The sequence below is a fragment of the Pseudovibrio sp. W64 genome (assembly GCF_001623145.1).
Taxonomy (GTDB): Bacteria; Pseudomonadota; Alphaproteobacteria; order Rhizobiales; family Stappiaceae; genus Pseudovibrio.
This window is the reverse complement of record NZ_LMCI01000038.1, coordinates 937,709-956,004: the sequence shown is the minus strand read 5'-3', so window position 1 is coordinate 956,004 and position 18,296 is coordinate 937,709. Positions and strand designations below refer to the sequence as shown.

Sequence of the window (18,296 nt, the reverse complement as noted above, 5' to 3'; positions counted from 1 at the left end):
ATGGGTTAGTGGCCCGTTCCGAGTGTTCTTGCAGTTTTAAGTGTTTCCGCAAAATGGCTGAGCAAAACAAAAAAAGCTGACCTAAAGGCCAGCTTTCTTATCTTAAACACATTGGTTGCTGCTTACTCTGCTGCGACCGGCACCACTTTAAGCGCAAGACCACCCTGTGAGGTTTCTCTGTATTTTGCCAGCATATCCTTGCCGGTTTCGTACATGGTCGCGATGACTTTATCGAGAGAAACACATGGATCTGAGTTTCGGCGCATAGCCATACGTGTTGCGTTGATTGCTTTGACAGAGGCTATTGCGTTGCGCTCGATGCAAGGCACCTGAACCTGTCCGAGAACAGGGTCACATGTGAGACCAAGATTGTGCTCCATACCAATTTCAGCTGCAATGCAGACCTGAGCCGGGCTCGCGCCCAACAGCTCTGCAAGACCTGCAGCTGCCATGGAGCACGCAACACCAACCTCACCCTGACAGCCAACTTCTGCACCGGAGATGGATGCATTGGTCTTATACAGCGCTCCAATGGCGCCTGAGGCGAGGAAGAACTTTGTGTAGTGCTCAGGCTCAAGACGTTCGATAAACTTGTCATAGTACGCGAGAACCGCAGGAATGATGCCTGCAGCACCGTTGGTTGGTGCTGTTACAACGCGGCCACCCGCTGCATTTTCTTCAGATATAGCCAGTGCAAACATGTTGACCCAATCAACCGTTGCCATCGGGTCGTTGCTGCTGCGCTCTGTCGCCGTCAGCTGACGGCGTAACGCTGCTGCACGGCGTGGGACTTTGAGCGGGCCTGCCAGCAGACCTTCCGTGTTGCTGCCACGCTCTATGCCATCGCGCATCACATTCCAGACACGACCAAAGCTCTCACGCAGTTCTGTTTCACTGCGGAATGCTTTTTCGTTTTCCAGAACAAGCGCGGAAATGCTCATACCGTTTTGGCGGCAATGCTCCAGCAACTCTGAAGCGTATTTGTATGGATAAGGCACCGAAACTTCGTTTTCTGAAGCCTTACCGAAATTCTCTTCATCCACGATGAAACCACCACCGATGGAATAGTAGGTTTTGGAGAAGATCTTTTCTCCACCTGCAAAGGCATGGATGGACATGCCGTTTTCGTGCAACTCAAGTGCTGGACGATTGAATGTGATTGCATCACTCGGAAAGTCAACCACGTGGCAATGCATGCCAACCGGGAGGCGTCCGGTTTGTTCTACGCGCTGAATGAACTCTGGAATGCTGTCAATATCAACGGTTTCCGGAGAGTTGCCACCAAGCCCCATAATAATTGCTGTGTCTGTGTGGTGGCCTTTGCCTGTCAGAGACAGAGAGCCGTATATGTCAACTGCAATACGCGTCACATCACGCAGTTTATCCTGAGCACGCAGGCTATCAATGAACTGCTTTGCCGCTTTCATAGGCCCGACTGTGTGGGAGCTGGATGGACCTACACCGATTTTGAAGATGTCAAAAACGCTGAACATAACGTGAACCTCAGTGGGAGAGAAAAACCGGTGTCCGAAGACACCGGTTTATTTTTGCTAGTTGGCCTTCTTAGAAGAGGCCTTTTACGATCGCAGAGATTGCGACAATTCCCATGATGGTGATGAAGATGTTGGACAGCGCACCGTCGTACTTCTTCATGCTTGGGACTTTTTTGATTGCGTACATCGGCATCAGGAACAGGATTGCTGCGATGAACGGAGCACCTAGGCCTTCAATCATGCCAAGAACGGATGGGTTGATGATTGCAACACCCCAGACGGAGAAGAAGAAGAATGCAACGAGCAGTGTGTTGAATTTCTTTTCACCCAGGCCTTCGACAGCTTTTGGAGCAGCTTTCTTAGCAATGCCTGCAAGACCTTCTTTTGCGCCAAGGTAGTGACCGAAGAAGGAAGAGAAAATTGCAAGGAACGCAACCAGTGGACCCATGAAGGAGATCAGTGGACTGTCAAACACGTTTGCAAGGTAAGACAGGACTGGCAGGTTCTGCTGTTTTGCTTCCATCAGCTGTTCAGGTGTCAGTGCAAGAACGCAGCTGAATACGAAGAACATAACGAAGCCGAGGAGCATCACAGACGCGCGCTTCAAGATGATGTCGGACTTTGCAACTGCATTATCGCCATGTGCTTCACGCTGAGCCAGAGCCATGGAGGAGACGGCTGGGCTGTGGTTGAAGGAGAAGATAAGCATTGGAATGGTGAGGTACACCACTGTCAGCAAAGTGCCGGTTTCCGGGATCATGTCGAAGCTCATGGCTTCAAAAGACCAGGATGGGATCAGGTATACAGACATACCAAACAGGATGATCACCAGTGGGTACACCAGAAGCTCAGTTGCGACGAGCATCAGGCGGCGACCAAGGATCATTACGCCCATCATCATTGCAACGAGAATACCAGAGAGGAGCCAGCGAGGAACCGCAGGCATTGCCAGCTGGTTGACGATGAAGCTGTCGATGGTGTTGGTAATCGCGTTACCGTAGATCAACACGATTGGGTAAATCGCGAAGAAATAGAAGAAGGTAATCAGCAAGCCTGCTGCTTTACCAAAGTGTTCTTCAACCACGTCGGTGATGTCTGCGTCTTTGTTCTTGGAGGAAAGAACAAAGCGAGCCAATGCGCGGTGAGAGAAGTAGGTCATTGGACCTACGAGAGCTGCGATCAGGATCAGCGGCCAGAAGCCTTCAAGACCTGCACGGATTGGAAGAAACAGAACACCGGCACCGACGGCGGTACCGAACATGGACAAAGACCAGGTAAGATCTTCTTTTGTATATTTAACCGTTTCTTTCGGGGCGACTTCGACTTCGGTCGCATTGATGCTTGACATTTCTTTTATTTCCCCATGTGCCACTCATGTGCCTAGGAGAATTTCCCAATCTCTCTAGGACGGGGACCTGATATACTTATGTTAAAATTTTAAGACCATACGTTTTAATACACATCCTGCGCGCCATAATAACGCAGCGATACTGAATACGACTTCAGTTTAATAGCGTGAGACCCCAGTGCGCGTGCAACAATCTGCCGCGGCGCTGTAAATAATTATATTAAATAGGATTTTTCACCGAACTCCTATTAATCAGCTTCGGCTCTTCGTCAGACCTGCAATTCACGCAATATACGCGTATTCTAATATATGCAGTCAACACACTGTTTCCCAAGCGTATATCACTGACCTAGAGGTACTTTGGCGTCATTTGAGTAATTCGCATAAGTAAAATTGCATTCAGGTGTATGCCTGAATCTAATGCGTTCACCTGTCCTCAAATGATGACAATATGCCCCTTGCACGCGCATTTTGTGCGCTCGGAAAAACACCGTATTTTCGCTAAGGCACACAAATGCATACATTAATTATAATCGGAGGAAAAATTTCAAATGCGACATTCTTTCCCCCTGTTTTCAATCAGAGGGTTTGAATTGTCTTCATTGCACCTTCCAAAGCTTCGCCTTTTTCATCCAAAAGCGCGGCTTCTCTGAGACGTCTGAGCCAATCTGCGGCGTCTTTTCTGTCTTTCAGGAGTGTGAGAGAGGAAAGAACCCGGTCAAATTTGGAGTGCCCGCGTTTATGTGTGTCCGAATATCCTTTGATGAGCCGGCGACAAGTGAGGATCTCAACAGCAAGATCATAGTCCGAATGCACGGTCTTTATCGCAAGATCCCGCCAGTTTTGGAGATGTTCTGTCTCAATTTCATGGCGCAGAAAACTGCGACGCCAGGGTTTCAGGCTGCTGATGAGCCAGAGGCTGAGGAAGCCTCGAACGGAGTGCGTTCTTATGCGTCGCCCTTTGTTCACCCTTCTATCCAGCCAGCTAAACACCTTAGGGCGGGCTTCGACCCATTTACCAAGTCGAACTGGCAGAGTTCCGCAGATTTCCTCCATACGTGGGTGGAGATATTCGGTCAGTTCCAGCTGATTTTCGGCTCCTAACCCGATTTCCCTTTCAACGCGTTGCAAGCGTGTTTTTTGCGTTTTTATGTCGGCAACACGGATTGTGTCGTCATAACACATAGCATTTGCGATATACTTGGCCGCAACTCTGGTGAATTCCCAGTTTCCATTTTCGGTATCACTTGCGAGCACGATTTCGAGGTGATTGAGATACTCCTCACCGTATTCCAGATCCTGAAACTCAACGGTCTTGCGCAGCCCTGCCAGCGCCATCTCGTGAACCTGTCTGGGGAGCGCTTCAATGCGGGACAAAAGCAGTTGCCAGGCTGCGCGTTTCTTCTCAGGTCCGCGGACTGTGAGTGCCTTCTCAGACTTTGGTTGTTCTGGTCGTTTGGTACCAGCGCTTCCAGCAGCAGCTGATGACTGGGCATGATCAAAGCTCGCATTGAAAGAGGCCAGACTTGCTTTGACGCCTTTACCGCCTTTGCGGATGGTGTCTTCATAGGTGCTTTTGAGAAACGGAAGTGCTCCGGAACCGGCAAGTGCGCCGAACAGGCTGGAGGAGATCACGCTGCCATTGTCTGCAGCGACCTCTTCCATATTGAAGGCGACCAGTTTTTGGGAGGCATTTCCGAGACGAGAGAGGACGACATCACTGTCCTGCTCCCCTTTGCCCGGCACGATCTTTTCCGAGACCGCCAGAATGCGGTGAGATGAGGCGATGAGCGTGGTTTTATCAGCAGTCACGAAACCACGGATAACAGCGCGTCCTGCTTCCATGAGCTCCGCGCAAATGACGATGTCGACATCGCCTTGCGCTGGGCTGAGAGAGAAGACGGGGGCTTTGCCAGTGTCTGGTGCCATTTCAACGTAATAGATCGTTGCGCCCGTGCGCTGGGCGACACCTGCAACAGAGGTGGACTGGGCTTTATAGCCGTTGGCTTCAGCTAAGTTGACGATCCAGTCTGTGAGGACACCACCACCCTGCCCGCCAACGGCGAAAATGGCAATTTTCATGATGGTGCGGGTTTCATCCTCGCCTGATCCCAAAGCCTGCCATTGAGTGTCGATATCCATACTTATGCCTCCTCAATGATCAGAGATCGGCGCTCTCGCCAGTTTTGCAGCGCAGAAATGATGCGACCGCGTATCTTACTGAAGAAGCGTTCGGTTTTGCTTGGGTTGTGAATGGTGTCAGCCTGATAGAAGGATGGGCAGAGGATGGCGGCGTCCGCAACCTCCCCGCAATTGCCGCAACCGACGCAGTTCTGGTCGATGTGGGCGACGGGATCATCACGCAGCGGGTCATCCAGATCTTTGACTGTCAGCGACGGGCAGCCAGATAAGCGCATACAGGCGTGGTCCCCTGTACAGACATCTTCATCAACACCAAAGCGGGTTTTGACGACGCGCTTTTGCTCTTTCACGGCCTGATTGATGATCGGCTTTTCGCGGCGCTGTTTGTTGAGCATGCATTCTGAGGACGCGATGATGACCTTCGGTCCTTTGACATCAGTGGTCAGCGCTTCTTTCAGGACCGATTGCATCTGGGTGACGTCATAGGTGCGGTCAAGCTGACGGACCCATTTGACACCGACGCCTTTCACCGCTTCGGTGATCGGGTGTTTGGTGGACTTGCTTTTGTTGTTTGCCCTTGAGGACAGGATGTCCTGCCCGCCTGTGGCCGCTGAATAGTAATTGTCGACAATGACGATCACGCCGTCATTTTGATTGAAGACCGCGTTGCCGATAGAGGTGGTCAGGCCATTGTGCCAGAAGCCGCCATCTCCCATGAACGAGATGGACCTGCGATCCGTTTCTGTTGTGTTGAATGCAGAGGCTGAGGCCGGGCCTAATCCATACCCCATGGTGGTGGAGCCAATGCCAAAGGGTGGCATGATGGAGAACAGGTGGCAGCCGATATCGGAAGCTATGTGATGCGGGCCAAGTTCATCTTCCACCAGTTTGGTGGCAGCGAAGATTGGGCGTTCGGGACACCCCACGCAGAACCCGGGCGGGCGCATGGGAACGACCTCTTGCAGCTCTTTGATATCTGGCAGAGCTCCAGGTGTGTTTGGTGCGCGCCCTTTGCCGGGCAACGCATCGCAGTGGGTTGCAAGGAAGGTTTGGATGCTGTCCAGCATCACCTGTCCAGTATATTCACCAGCTACCGGGAATGGTCCTTTCCCTTCCAGTTTGGTAGTGAGGCCTTCCTTTTGCAACATGGCGCCGACGGCTTGCTCCAGATAATCAGGATAGCCTTCTTCCACCACCAGTACGGCCTCTTTGGTGCGGCAGAACTCGTTGATTTCAGCTGGAACAAGCGGATAGGTTACATTCATGACGTAAAGCGGGATTTGCGTTTCGCCATTGATGTCAGCAAGGCCCAAACGCTGTAATGCGCGGATGACGCCGTTATACATACCGCCTTGCAGGATAATCCCGACATTGCGGCCTTCTGGTCCGAACAGCTCGTTCAATTTATGCGTTTGAATATAATCCAGCGCGGCAGGCAAGCGCTTTGTTACCTTCTCCTGTTCATGGAGGAAGGAGGCTGGTGGCAAGACAATGCGGTTCAGGTCACGCTTTGGGTTCTCCAGCGCGTCTGCCACACTCATGGATGGGCGCTGGTTGTCTTTGGTGGTGAACTCACCATGGACATGACAGCTGCGGATGCGCACCTGAAGCATAACGGGGGTGTTTGAGGCTTCTGACAGTTCAAAACCATCACCAACAGCTTTGACGATGGATGGCAGATTGGGACGCGGATCGAGCAGCCAGATCTGGCTTTTCATTGCAAAGGCGTGGCTGCGCTCCTGCATGATGGAAGAGCCTTCGCCGTAGTCTTCTCCGACAATAACAAGGGAACCACCGGTGACACCACCGGACGACAGGTTTGCCAATGCGTCAGAGGCAACATTGGTGCCGACTGTTGACTTGAAGGTGACTGCGCCGCGAATGGGATAGTGAACAGACGCGGCCAGCATGGCGGCGGCGGCAGCCTCGCTGGCGCTGGCTTCAAAGTGCACACCAAGCTCGCCAAGAATATCCTGCGCATCAGCCAGAACATCCATGAGGTGACTGATTGGCGAGCCCTGATAGCCGCCAACATAGCCTACGCCATTTTCCAGCAGCGCTTTGGTGATGGCCAGAATGCCTTCACCGCGGAACACTTCGCCCTCACCTGCGCGAAGTTTTTCGACCTCTTTGACAAAAGATCTTTCTGCCATACTCTCTCCCCAGAAAGCATGACAGATCCAGTTGGTGCGAACTCAATGAAGAGAAACGCGCCCTAGAAGTCGTGCTTTCGTATGTTTGCCAGCACCTTGCGCAGCGTCACCAAAAAGGCGTCATGCTCGGCTTGCGAGACGCCAGTGAACATTGTGCTGTATTCATCGCGCATATGCGGCCACATTTCAGCAAAGGCAGACCGTCCCGCCTCAGTCAGAAAAATATGGCGCACGCGGTTGTCCTGCTCGCTGGCTTTACGGTGGATCAGGCCTTCCTTTTCCATCGCGTCCAGCGTGCGGCTCAAAGTCGATTGCTCGATCACCGAATAAACCGAGAGTTCGTTGATCATCAGCCCGTCCACGACTGACAACACAGCGAGTGCTCTCATTTTGGCGACCGACAACCCTGATCTGCTCAGTTTTTCGCGCAGACTCTCGTTGTATCTGCCCATGATCCGGTTCATCAGATAGGGCGCAAAATGGCCCAGCCCGACTTCACCCAGAGTTCTCGGCGTGGATACAGGTTTTGAGTGTTGTCCGTCCTGTTCAGTTTCGGGAGCTTGATCACCGAGAATCTCGTTCATGTGGTGCACTCTTTCTTTTTTGAACAAGCCCCACCTCTCTCGTAGAGCTTGAAAATGATTATATGCATTTACATATTTATATCAACTGCAATCCTGTAGATTATAGCGTAAATATGTGATCATTCATTGTTTTCGAGAGTCTCGATCATGCGAGAGAGAAAACCTTTCACCTGCGTAATATCATTCATGCCAAGCTGACGGATCAACCGCTCTTCATGAGCACTGGCTTGCGTGACGAGCTGGCCGGCGAGTTCCCTGCCCTTCTCGCTTAAAAAGATGCGGACGCGGCGGCGGTCTGCTTCATCAGAGCGGCGTGTCACCAGCCCTCTTTCTGTCATCTGATCGATGGTTTTGGTGAGGTGAGATTGCTCCATCAAAGCAAAGCGGGCCAACTGAGTGACCATCTGGCCGTCATTGTCTCGAAGACACGCCAGTACGCGCCATTCCGGGACGCGTACGCCTGCGCCCCGGATTTCTTCGTGAAACTGCCCGCTTGCCAGATGGCTTGCCGATGCCAGCAGATACAAAAGGTACCCGTCTACAAAGCCGGTTTCCTTCTCATGCGTGTCGATTTCATTCAGGTCTGCGTCCACCGGCCAGCCTCTTCTTTTGTTTTTGCCGCGCTACATTGAGTACGGAATGATAAGTGCGAGTCCCGGAACTGCAATTAGCAGGATCAAGCGCACAACATCCATAGCAACAAATGGAACTACACCGACAAATATCTTTTCGACCGGCACCTCAGGCGCAACTGAGCGCATAACAAACACGTTCATGCCGATTGGAGGCGTGATGAAGCTCATTTCCGTGACGATAATGACGAAGATACCGAACCAGATCGGGTCAAACCCAAGACCTGTGACGATTGGAAAGAGAATCGGCACTGTGAGCGTGACCATGGACAGGCTTTCCAGCAGGCACCCCAGCACCAGATAGATCAGCACGATCATGGTGATGATGGCATAGGGTCCGACGCCAAGGGCATTTACCCATGTGCGCAGGTCCGTCGTCAGACCGGAAATGTTCACGTAGTTCAGGAAATAGAGCGCCCCGAACAGAATGAAGAACATCACAGCTGTGGTTTTGGCTGTCTCGAACAGAGTGTTGAGTGTCTCCCGATAGGTTAGTTTGCCCCGCATTGCGGTCAGAACCAGCGCTCCGCCTGCTCCGATGCCAGCCGCTTCCGTGGCTGTGAAGACGCCGAGATAGATGCCTCCCAGCACGCAGACAAACAAAAGCAATGCCCACGACACACCGCGCAGAGCGATGATCCGCTCGATCAGGGGCAGTTTGCTCTGAACTTCCAGCTCCTCCTTAAACATGAAGAGCGACAAGCGCACGGCAAGCATATAGCCGATGACGCCGACGAGGCCCGGCAAGATGCCTGCCAGGAACAGCGCGCCGATGTTTTGCTGTGTGAGAATGCCGTAGATGACAAGAATGACGGAGGGCGGGATCAAAATACCCAGCGTTCCGCCTGCTGCGATGGAAGATGTTGCCAAGCGGTCCGAATACCCAAACCGGCGCATGGCTGGCAGAGACACACGTGCCATGGTTGCGGTGGTTGCCAGAGATGACCCGCAAACCGAGGAAAAGCCGCCACAGGCAACGATGGTTGCCATGGCCAGCCCCCCCTTACGGTGTCTCAGCCAGGCGTTTGCCGCCGTATACATGTCACTGGCAATGCCAGACTGGACGATGAGATTGCCCATGAGCAGGAACAAGGGCACGACCGACAGGGTGTAACTTCGACCGCTGTCAAAATAGACCTGTCCGACAAGGTGAAATGCAGGAGGCAATCCAATGATGGACGCAACTCCAAAAAAACCAACGGCAGCCATTGCAAAAGCAATTGGCACGCCTACAAAAATCAATGCCATCAGGATGGCAAGACCCAGATACCATTCCATCAGGAACCGCCCCCAACACCTCTAGGAATTCTCAAAACGGCAAGCACGAATGTGATGAATGCGCAAAACGCACAAATGACACCGGCTGCTTTTGCAAATGGAGCAAGAGGGATGCGTAAATACACAGTCACTTCCTGATAGCTCGCAAGCTGCGTTCCGTGTTGCCAAAGTTCCCAGGCCACAACGGACAGGACCACAGCCACAAACATGCGTGAAAAGAACATTTGCAGGGCGGCTACTCCGCCTTTGAACTTGGAGGTGAACAGGTCTACCGTGATGTGCCCATCATCCAGGCACACTGCAGGAAGGCCTGTAAAAATCACCGCCATGAGCAGCAGTTCCGTATATTCCGGCGCTCCGGGCAATGGGCTTGAAAACAGGTAACGGCCAATCACATCAATGACCGTTACTGCGACCAGCGCCAGAAGCAGTATTCCGCAGAGCACAGAGGCGCCCGAACGAAGCTTTCGTCGGGCGCGCGCTGCTAGATCAACCAGATTCCCACTCATTTTTCAGAGGCAACCGCTGCAACTTCTTTTTGGAGCATGTCCATGGCAACTTCAAAGTCGATGCCTTTTTCGCCGTAGGATTTGGCAACACCGTCAAACATTGGACGGGTGGCCTCTTCCAGTTGAGCACGCTCTTCTGCGGTAGCATCGTGAATGGTCACTTTACCTTCCATCTGCTCCAGACCCCATGCATCCGCAGCATTCCATGCGGCGCCCGCAAGACGGGAGAAGGCTTCACCAGAGATAGCCTCAATGGCTTTCTGATCCGCTTCTGACAAGCTGGAGAACTTGGCGTTGTTGGCGATGAAGAAGAAGGAGACGTTGTACAGACCACCTTCTACGCGCAGACCATTGCTGAGCAATCCATCCAGCTTGAAGAACGGGATGGATTCAGTCGGGAACACGATGCCGTCAGCAATGCCGCCGGACAGAATCTCATAGGATTGCGGTGCTGGTGCCTGAATGGCGACCATGTCCATAGCCTGAACCAGCTGGTTGGTGATGCTGCCAGCGACGCGGATCTTTGCGCCTTTCAGCTCGCTCAGAGGTGAGACGGCACGGTCGGTTGTGTAAAGCAGGCCGGGACCGTGGGTGAAGACGCCCAGAACCTTTGCACCGCGGTGCTCATTGGCTTTTGCCAGCGTGCTTTCATAGAGACGCCAGTAGGCAACGGACAGGCTGGTGGCGTCCGTTGCAAGGAACGGCAGCTCCGCAATCTGTGTGAGTTTAAAGCGGCCCGGTGTGTAACCGTGCACGCCGTATGTGAGATCAGCAATGCCGTTTGCGGCGAGGTCAAAGTGGGCTGGTGGCGGGCCGAGCGGTGCGTCGAGGATTTGCACAGAGACGCGTCCCTCTGTGACTTCCTTCACTTTGGCCGCCCAAGGCACCATCATGCCTTTTACGATCGGGTGTGCCGGCGGCAGCCAGCTGGACATGCGCAATACGGTTTCCTGCGCCATGGCAGATGCGCTGACAGAGAGCGCGGTAATAGTTGCAGCTGCAAATATCTTGAGTTTCTTATTCATGTTCTCCCTCCCCAGAGAATACAGGATGAATGAGAAAAATGTGCACACATACCGTGGGTTAATCAAGCACAAATATGAAATGGAAACTATTTCCAGTTCATGCATTGACATTGTTTTATATGATATCGCATATTATATTTCTCATTTATGCGAGAGGAGACTCTCCTTGTTTTGGCTCTGAGGGAGGACGCCAAAAAGCATGAAAACACTTATTATTGAGGGGGTTCGGACGACCGCCCCAAAAATCAAACAGTTTGTTCTCAAAGCCGAAGATAATGCGCAGCTTCCGCAATTTGAAGCTGGTGCACATATCGCAGTTCAACTTAAGGATGGTTCTTCTCGTCAATATTCTCTGATCGATTTTGGTGAAAACTTACCCTACGAGAATCAGCGATACATGCTCGGTATACTTTTGGAGCAAGACGGAAGTGGCGGTTCGGCTTACATGCATTCTTTGCGGGTGGGCGACGCTGTTCAGGTTGACCTACCAAAGAACGATTTTCCGCTGATTGAAGACGACAGACCGATTGTTCTGATTGCAGGCGGCATTGGTGTGACACCGATCATCAGCATGGCTGCTGCGTTGAAACGCGCGGGCAAAGCCTATGCCCTGCACTACTCTGGCCGCACGCTGGAGGGGATGGCATTCAGGGATGAGCTTGCAGAACTCTGCGGTGATGCATTGAACATCCATAGTGATGACAATCCTGAGCGCTGTTTGGATCTTAGCTCGCTCATTCCGACGCTCGATACTCGCAGCCATATCTATGTATGTGGCCCGAAGGGAATGATTGAAGCCGTGCGCGAGACGGCGCTGTCTGCTGGCTTTGGTAAGGAGCAAATCCACTTTGAACTGTTTGCAAGCGCTGCGTCTTCAGGCAATGATGTCAGCGGCGGGTTTGAGGTGGAAGTGAAATCCTCTGGCGAGGTATTTTGGGTGCCACAGGATAAATCCATCGTGGATGTGCTGGAAGACGGCGGCGTGGACCTTGTTTACGATTGCCAGCGCGGGGACTGCGGGATTTGTCAGGTGGATGTGCTTGAGGGTGAACCAGACCACCGGGACGTGGTGCTGAGTGATGATGAGAAAGCGGCTGGTGACGTGATGCATATTTGCGTATCGCGTGCCAAGTCCAAACGACTGGTGCTGGATTTGTAAAAGATAATTTCGCGTATTTGCCGGAGGGACGCATTTTTAGCTCCGGTCAGTATGCGCTCTAAGCTTTTTGGGAGGGGAGCTTATGACCATGAAATACAAAGATAATCCGCAGGCGGTGGCAGACCTTGTGCGCCCCGCTGAGGTTCATCGTGATCTGTATATCGACGATGAAGTGTTTGCCTTAGAAATGAAGCATCTGTTTGCCTCCACATGGGTTTATGTGGGGCATGAAAGTCAGGTGCCCAATGCTGGCGATTATTTCGCGACCGATGTTGCTGCTCAGCCTATTTTGCTGGCACGGCATACGGATGGCGAGGTGTATGTGCTGCACAATCGCTGCCCGCATAAAGGCACCAAGATCGTCATTGATCGTACAGGCAACACGGGCAAGTTTTTCCGCTGCCCTTACCATGCCTGGTCGTTCCGCACCAATGGCAAGCTGCTCGCGATTCCGCTGAAGAAGGGGTACAAAGACACCGGTTTTGAACAGAGCGAGGCTGGGCAAAGCGGTCTGCCACCTGTGGGCGCGGTGAAGAACTATCGCGGCTTTATCTTTGTGCGCATGAAGCAAGAGGGCATCAGCTTTGAGGAGTACTTCGGCGGCTCCCTCTCCTCTCTCGACAACATGGTGGACCGCTCTCCGGTTGGTAAGCTAGAGGTGGCTGGCCCACCGCTGCGCTACATGCACAATTGTAACTGGAAGATGCTGGTTGATAACCAGACGGATACCTGTCACCCGATGGTTGCTCATGAAAGCTCTGCAGGCACCGCGGTTGAGATTTGGGAGAGCATAGAGAAGGACGAGAACACCAAAACGCCTATGGCGATGGAGGTGATTGCGCCGTTCATGTCGCCCTATGAGTTCTTTGAGGATATGGGTATTCGCACCTGGCCGAATGGTCATGGTCATACAGGTGTGCACCATTCCATTCACTCGGATTACTCTGCTATTCCGGGTTACCTGGAGATGATGGTGGAGGCCTATGGCGAAGAACGTGCCAAGGCTATTTTGGGTGAAAGCCGGCATAACACGGTCTATTTTCCGAACATCATGATCAAAGGCCCTATCCAGCAGTTGCGTGTGTTCATTCCACTGGCCGCCAATAAGACACTGGTTGAAAGCTATATCTTCCGCCTTGTTGATGCACCGGACATGCTGCTTGAGCGCACGGCCATGTACAACCGCCTGATCAACGCACCAACCTCCATTGTTGGGCACGATGATCTGGAGATGTATGAGCGAGCGCAGGAAGGCCTGCATTCTCAAGAACTTGAGTGGGTGAATGTGCAGCGCCTTTATGATGCTGACGAAGACCTGGATGAAGAAGCCGTTGAGAACGGGACGACGGAACGCCAGATGCGCAATCAGTTCCATGCCTGGAAGAAGTTTGTTGTTGCAAGCATGGAGGCCGAAGCTCGTGACCTTACCGACGCGTGATGACCTGATCGACTTTGTCTACCATGAAGCCCGGGTGATTGATGAAGGCCGCTTTGATGAGTGGCTGGAGCTTTGGGGCTCTGACAGCTACTACTGGATGCCGCTGGATTATCAGCAGGACAATCCAAAAAACATGACCTCGCTTATGTATGAGGACGCATTCTTGCGAAAGCTTCGTGTTGAGCGCCTCAATGGCCTGCGCACTTTTTCGCAAAAACCCAAGAGCCGCTGCTCTCATGTTTTGAACCGTCCAAGCATCGAGGCTTTTGATCCGAAAGCGGGCCAGTTTATCACCCGTACCGCCGTTCATTATGTGGAGACGCGGCTCGACGACCAGTTCTTGCTGGCAGCCACCGTGCACCATCATTTTGAGATGGTCGAGGACGAGCTGAAAATTAAACTGAAGCGGGTTGATCTGCTCAACTGTGATGCTGCCTTTGGCAACATCCAGCTGTTCATTTGAGAAAACAGGTTGTTTGAATGATTGAGCATAAATCTGTTTTCGATGCGTTTTGTGATGCAGCTGAAAAGTGGCCAGATCGTCCGTTTGTGAATGTGTTGCCTGAGACTGCCGAGCTTTACGGCATCGAGGCTGGAGAGACCTCCTACGCAGAAGCATTGGCTCAGGCACAAGGCGCGGTGGCGCGCTATCGGCAAGTTGGCCTTCAAGCTGGAGACCGTGTTCTGGTTCTGCTTGAAAACCGCCCTGCCTTCTTTCTGCACTGGCTGGCCCTCAACGCTCTTGGCGTGGTAATCGTGCCAATCAATCCTGACCTGCAAAGCTCAGAGCTTGAATACATCAGCAGACATGCAGAGCCTGTTCTGGCTATTTCAACGTGTGAGCGCAAAGCGGATATGGAACAGGCAGCGCGTGACAGCGGGCAAGGTTTTGCCTGTGCCACACTGGATGATGCCCTGCTCGTTGTGCGCACGCCTTCGGATGAGACTTATTCGCCTGCGCAAGAAGACCCTGCGGCGATGCTCTATACCTCTGGCACCACCGGGAGCCCGAAAGGCTGTGTGCTGGCTCATCGCTACTTTCTGGAAGCGGGGCATTGGTACGCCAATGCAGGCGGCACGTGTGCGCTGAATGAGGATGGCGAGCGGATGATTACGCCGCTGCCCATCTTCCATATGAATGCGATGGCATATTCTGCCATGGCGATGATTGCTGTGGGTGGGTGTCTGACTGTTCTGGACCGCTTCCACCCGCGTTCCTGGTGGCAGAATGTGCGGGATAGTGGTGCAACCTGCCTGCATTATCTGGGCGTTATGCCATCGATCCTGATGAGCCTACCAGAAGCGCCGGAAGACAAAGCCCATTCTGTTCGCTTTGGCTTTGGGGCGGGTATTGATGCCAAGTTGCATGTTCCGTTTGAGGAGCGCTTTGGTATTCCTCTGGTGGAAGCATGGGCCATGACGGAAACAGGCGCTGGATCTGTGATTGCGGCCAACCAGGAGCCTCGTAAGCGCGGTATGAACTGCCTTGGTAAGCCTGGCCCTGAGATGGATGTGTGCATTATGGGTGATGACGGTGTGCCTGTTACAGGAACCGAGCCCGGTGAATTGCTGGTGCGGCGCAAGGGCGATGATCCGCGTGTCGGGTTCTTTTCGCATTACTTCAAGGATGAAGCGGCCACCAATGAGGCCTGGGAGGACCACTGGTTTCATACGGGTGATATCGTAAAGCGGGATGAGGATGGTGATTTCTTCTTCGTGGATCGCAAGAAGAACGTGATCCGGCGCAGCGGCGAGAACATTGCTGCGGTGGATGTGGAGTCTGTTCTCATGCAACATCCGGACATTGAGGCGGTTGCTGTTTGTCCAGTGCCAGATGCCATTCGCGGGGATGAGGTGTTTGCCTCTATCGTCTGGCGCGGCGAACAAACGAAGGACGCCGCAGAAGCGATTGTGCGCTGGGGACTGGAGCGCATGGCTTATTACAAGGTGCCCGGCTACATCGCGTTTTGCAGCTCGCTAAAACTGACCGGCACGCAGAAGATCCAGCGGGCAGCCCAAAAGCAGATGGCACTTGAACTGCTTGAAACATCAGAGGCGTTCGACACCATCCATTTGAAGCGGAGGCAGCTGGTTTCATGATCAAGCCACGCAAACGCATGGGGTATGACGGGGTTGTTGTGGCAGCCCCTGCCAGCACACCCTATGAGCGTTACTCTACCAAGACTGCGCATTGGTGGATTGCCAAGGCGCTGCGGCAATCGATCAAATCTGCCGGTCTTGCACCGCGCGATATTGACGGGTTTTCTGTCGCCAGTTTCTCGCTGTTTCCTGATACGGCTGTTGGCCTGACTCAGCATCTGGGATTGGTTCCGCGTTGGCTGGATCATATTCCGCAGGGCGGCGCCAGTGGCCCAAGCGCGCTACGCCGGGCTGCGCGGGCGGTGCAATGCGGGGATGCCTCTGTGGTGGCTTGCGTTGCGGGGGATACCAACCACGTGGACAGTTTCCGGCGTATGCTCTCCAGCTTTTCACGGTTTGCGCAGGATGCCTCTTACCCTTATGGCGCTGGCGGGCCGAATGCCTGTTTTGCGCTGCTGACTGACTATTACATGCGTGAGTTTGGCGTGGGCCGCGAAGATTTTGGCCGGATCTGCGTTTCTCAGCGGGACAATGCGTTGCGTAATGAGAATGCGGTGATGAAGAAGCCACTGACCATGGAGGCTTATCTGGCAGGGCGTGAGATCAGTGATCCGATTACCCTGTTTGACTGCGTGATGCCTGTTGCTGGTGCTGAAGCTTTTTTGGTGATGCGCGAAGAAGATGCGGTCGCCTCTGGGATTCCGCATGCGCATATCAGCGCGACCATTGAGCGGCACAATGCTTTTGCTGAAGATCCAATCCAGATGCGCGGCGGATGGGAGATGGATATTGATGAGCTTTACGGGATGGCGGGCTATGGGCCGGAAAACGTTGATCTGTTGCAGACCTATGATGATTATCCGGTCATCGTAATGATGCAACTGGAGGACCTGGGCTTTTGCGCAAAAGGTGAAGCGGCTCGGTTTATTGCGGATAAGGACCTAACGGTTTCCGGTGACTTTCCGCACAACACCTCCGGCGGACAGCTTTCAGCTGGTCAGGCCGGAGCTGCTGGCGGGTTTATCGGTTTGGTAGAAGCGATCAGACAGGTAACGGGTACGGCTGGGGCGACGCAGGTGGCGAATGCCAGGCGGGCTTTGGTTTCCGGCTTTGGGGTGATCAACTACGACCGCGGCGTGTGCACCAGTGCGGCGATTTTGGAAGGGGCGCGTTGATGGTCACACCGCTTCAAAAACCACCCAAAAAGAACCCGCAGGTACGCACCCGCGTACCCACATTGCCTTCTCATTATCGTAGCCGTTCTGCACTATTTATGGCCGCAGCTGCCGCTGAGGGGCGATTTATGCTGCAGGTCTGCGCAGAGCCGGATTGTAGGTCTGTTCAATACCCTGCGCGGGATGCTTGCAGTTGTTGTCTGTCTGATCGGCTCGTTTGGCAGGATGTTTCTTCACGCGGAAAGCTGATTGCGACATCTACCGTGCGTACGAGCACCAACACTTATTTCCGTGAGCGGGCACCGTGGCGGCTTGGGACGGTGCATCTTGAGATTGGCCCCTCTGTTATGTGTCACCTTCACAGTGAGGTAGCAGTGGGGGATGAGGTGCAGCTGATCAACCGGCTCGATAAATCCGGGCAAAGCGTTTTGCTGGCGTTGCCCATGGAAAAAGCTCAATTGCAGGAGGATGATATGCAGCTTCGTGAATTGACGTGTGATCCGAAGTTCCGACGCATTCTGATTACGGATGCACGCAATCCGAATGCGTATGCGCTGGCAAAGAGCCTGCTGGAGGCTGGAGCTTCTGCGGTGTTTGTTGGAGAGGCTGAGAGTTGGCGCCCCTACCCTGACCGCGCCAAACTTGAGTCTCTTCAAGGTGTTGAGTTGGTTTCTTTAGATGTGACTGACACTTCCTCCGTTCAGGAGCTTGCAGGCGAGTTTGGTGGCAAGGTCGATATCCTGATCAATAACGCCCGTTTTGTGCGGCCCGGTGGCATTCAGGGTCGTGGGGACGTAGGCTTTGCTATGGATGAGATGCAGGTCAACTATTTCGGCATGATGCGGCTGGCACAGGCCTTTGCCCCTGCCATGGCCGGACGCAGTGCGGATGGGGTGAACAGTGCTGTGGCGTGGGTGAACGTGCTCTCCGTCTACTCGCTGGTGAGCAACCCCGGCTTTGGCAGCTTTTCAGCCTCCAATGCAGCCGCGCATTCACTCTCACAATGTTTGCGGGCGGAGATGGCGGCTTCTGGTGTGCGGGTGGTGAATGTTCATTGCGGGCCGACTGAGGATGAATGGCATCAGCCTTTGCCACCGCCCAAGGTGCCTGCGGGTGCGTTGGCGCGGGAACTGGTAAAGGCGCTGCAAGCAGGGCTGGAAGATGTGTATGTGGGTGACATTGCCAAGGACATCCGGCGTAAGTTCATGGAGAGCCCGAAGGTGCTTGAAAAAGAAATGACAAGTCTGGAGGCACTGTGAC

The 18,296-nt window shown here is 53.3% G+C and carries 15 protein-coding genes; 6 read left to right on the top strand and 9 right to left on the bottom strand.

What is annotated here, in order from left to right; all coding sequences use genetic code 11:
- Positions 1–122 precede the first annotated feature (122 nt).
- The 9 genes from PsW64_RS20935 to PsW64_RS20895 form a co-directional block, all read right to left on the bottom strand.
- Positions 123–1,493, bottom strand: coding sequence for an L-serine ammonia-lyase (locus tag PsW64_RS20935; protein WP_057465272.1), 1,371 nt, complete (start codon positions 1,491–1,493; stop codon positions 123–125).
- A 70-nt stretch (positions 1,494–1,563) separates the two neighbouring features.
- Positions 1,564–2,841 (bottom strand): aromatic amino acid transport family protein, encoded by a 1,278-nt coding sequence (locus tag PsW64_RS20930; protein WP_057465273.1) that lies wholly within the window; start codon positions 2,839–2,841, stop codon positions 1,564–1,566.
- A gap of 579 nt (positions 2,842–3,420) precedes the next feature.
- Positions 3,421–4,983, bottom strand: coding sequence for an indolepyruvate oxidoreductase subunit beta family protein (locus PsW64_RS20925; protein WP_063304823.1), 1,563 nt, complete (start codon positions 4,981–4,983; stop codon positions 3,421–3,423).
- A 2-nt stretch (positions 4,984–4,985) separates the two neighbouring features.
- Complete coding sequence (locus PsW64_RS20920; RefSeq protein ID WP_063304822.1) at positions 4,986–7,136, bottom strand: thiamine pyrophosphate-dependent enzyme; 2,151 nt, start codon at positions 7,134–7,136, stop codon at positions 4,986–4,988.
- A gap of 62 nt (positions 7,137–7,198) precedes the next feature.
- Positions 7,199–7,720: a MarR family winged helix-turn-helix transcriptional regulator gene (locus PsW64_RS20915; protein ID WP_082597107.1), complete on the bottom strand. Its 522-nt coding sequence runs from the start codon at positions 7,718–7,720 to the stop codon at positions 7,199–7,201.
- A gap of 119 nt (positions 7,721–7,839) precedes the next feature.
- Positions 7,840–8,313, bottom strand: a complete 474-nt coding sequence (locus tag PsW64_RS20910) for a MarR family winged helix-turn-helix transcriptional regulator (RefSeq protein ID WP_063288525.1) — start codon at positions 8,311–8,313, stop codon at positions 7,840–7,842.
- Positions 8,314–8,343: 30 nt separating this feature from the next.
- Entirely contained in the window at positions 8,344–9,630 is a 1,287-nt protein-coding gene (locus PsW64_RS20905) for a TRAP transporter large permease (RefSeq protein ID WP_063288524.1), read from the bottom strand.
- On the bottom strand, positions 9,630–10,139 hold the full coding sequence (locus PsW64_RS20900; RefSeq protein ID WP_063288523.1) for a TRAP transporter small permease: 510 nt from the start codon (positions 10,137–10,139) through the stop codon (positions 9,630–9,632). Before PsW64_RS20900 ends, PsW64_RS20905 begins: the two co-directional genes overlap by 1 nt.
- A complete protein-coding gene (locus PsW64_RS20895) occupies positions 10,136–11,164 on the bottom strand; it encodes a TRAP transporter substrate-binding protein (RefSeq protein ID WP_063304821.1) in 1,029 nt (342 codons plus the stop codon). The genes PsW64_RS20900 and PsW64_RS20895 overlap by 4 nt, the downstream gene beginning before the upstream one ends.
- A gap of 199 nt (positions 11,165–11,363) precedes the next feature.
- Here PsW64_RS20895 and PsW64_RS20890 point away from each other — a divergent pair, with 199 nt between their 5' ends.
- From PsW64_RS20890 to PsW64_RS20865, 6 genes are all read left to right on the top strand, one after another.
- Positions 11,364–12,323: a PDR/VanB family oxidoreductase gene (locus PsW64_RS20890; protein ID WP_063304820.1), complete on the top strand. Its 960-nt coding sequence runs from the start codon at positions 11,364–11,366 to the stop codon at positions 12,321–12,323.
- Between the two features lie 82 nt (positions 12,324–12,405).
- Positions 12,406–13,761, top strand: coding sequence for an aromatic ring-hydroxylating dioxygenase subunit alpha (locus PsW64_RS20885; RefSeq protein WP_063304819.1), 1,356 nt, complete (start codon positions 12,406–12,408; stop codon positions 13,759–13,761).
- Entirely contained in the window at positions 13,742–14,224 is a 483-nt protein-coding gene (locus tag PsW64_RS20880; protein ID WP_063288520.1) for an aromatic-ring-hydroxylating dioxygenase subunit beta, read from the top strand. The genes PsW64_RS20885 and PsW64_RS20880 overlap by 20 nt, the downstream gene beginning before the upstream one ends.
- Positions 14,225–14,241: 17 nt before the next feature.
- A complete protein-coding gene (locus tag PsW64_RS20875) occupies positions 14,242–15,861 on the top strand; it encodes an AMP-binding protein (RefSeq protein WP_063304818.1) in 1,620 nt (539 codons plus the stop codon).
- A complete protein-coding gene (locus tag PsW64_RS20870) occupies positions 15,858–17,036 on the top strand; it encodes a thiolase family protein (RefSeq protein ID WP_063304817.1) in 1,179 nt (392 codons plus the stop codon). Before PsW64_RS20875 ends, PsW64_RS20870 begins: the two co-directional genes overlap by 4 nt.
- Positions 17,036–18,295 (top strand): SDR family NAD(P)-dependent oxidoreductase, encoded by a 1,260-nt coding sequence (locus tag PsW64_RS20865; RefSeq protein WP_063304816.1) that lies wholly within the window; start codon positions 17,036–17,038, stop codon positions 18,293–18,295. The genes PsW64_RS20870 and PsW64_RS20865 overlap by 1 nt, the downstream gene beginning before the upstream one ends.
- Position 18,296 lies beyond the last annotated feature (1 nt).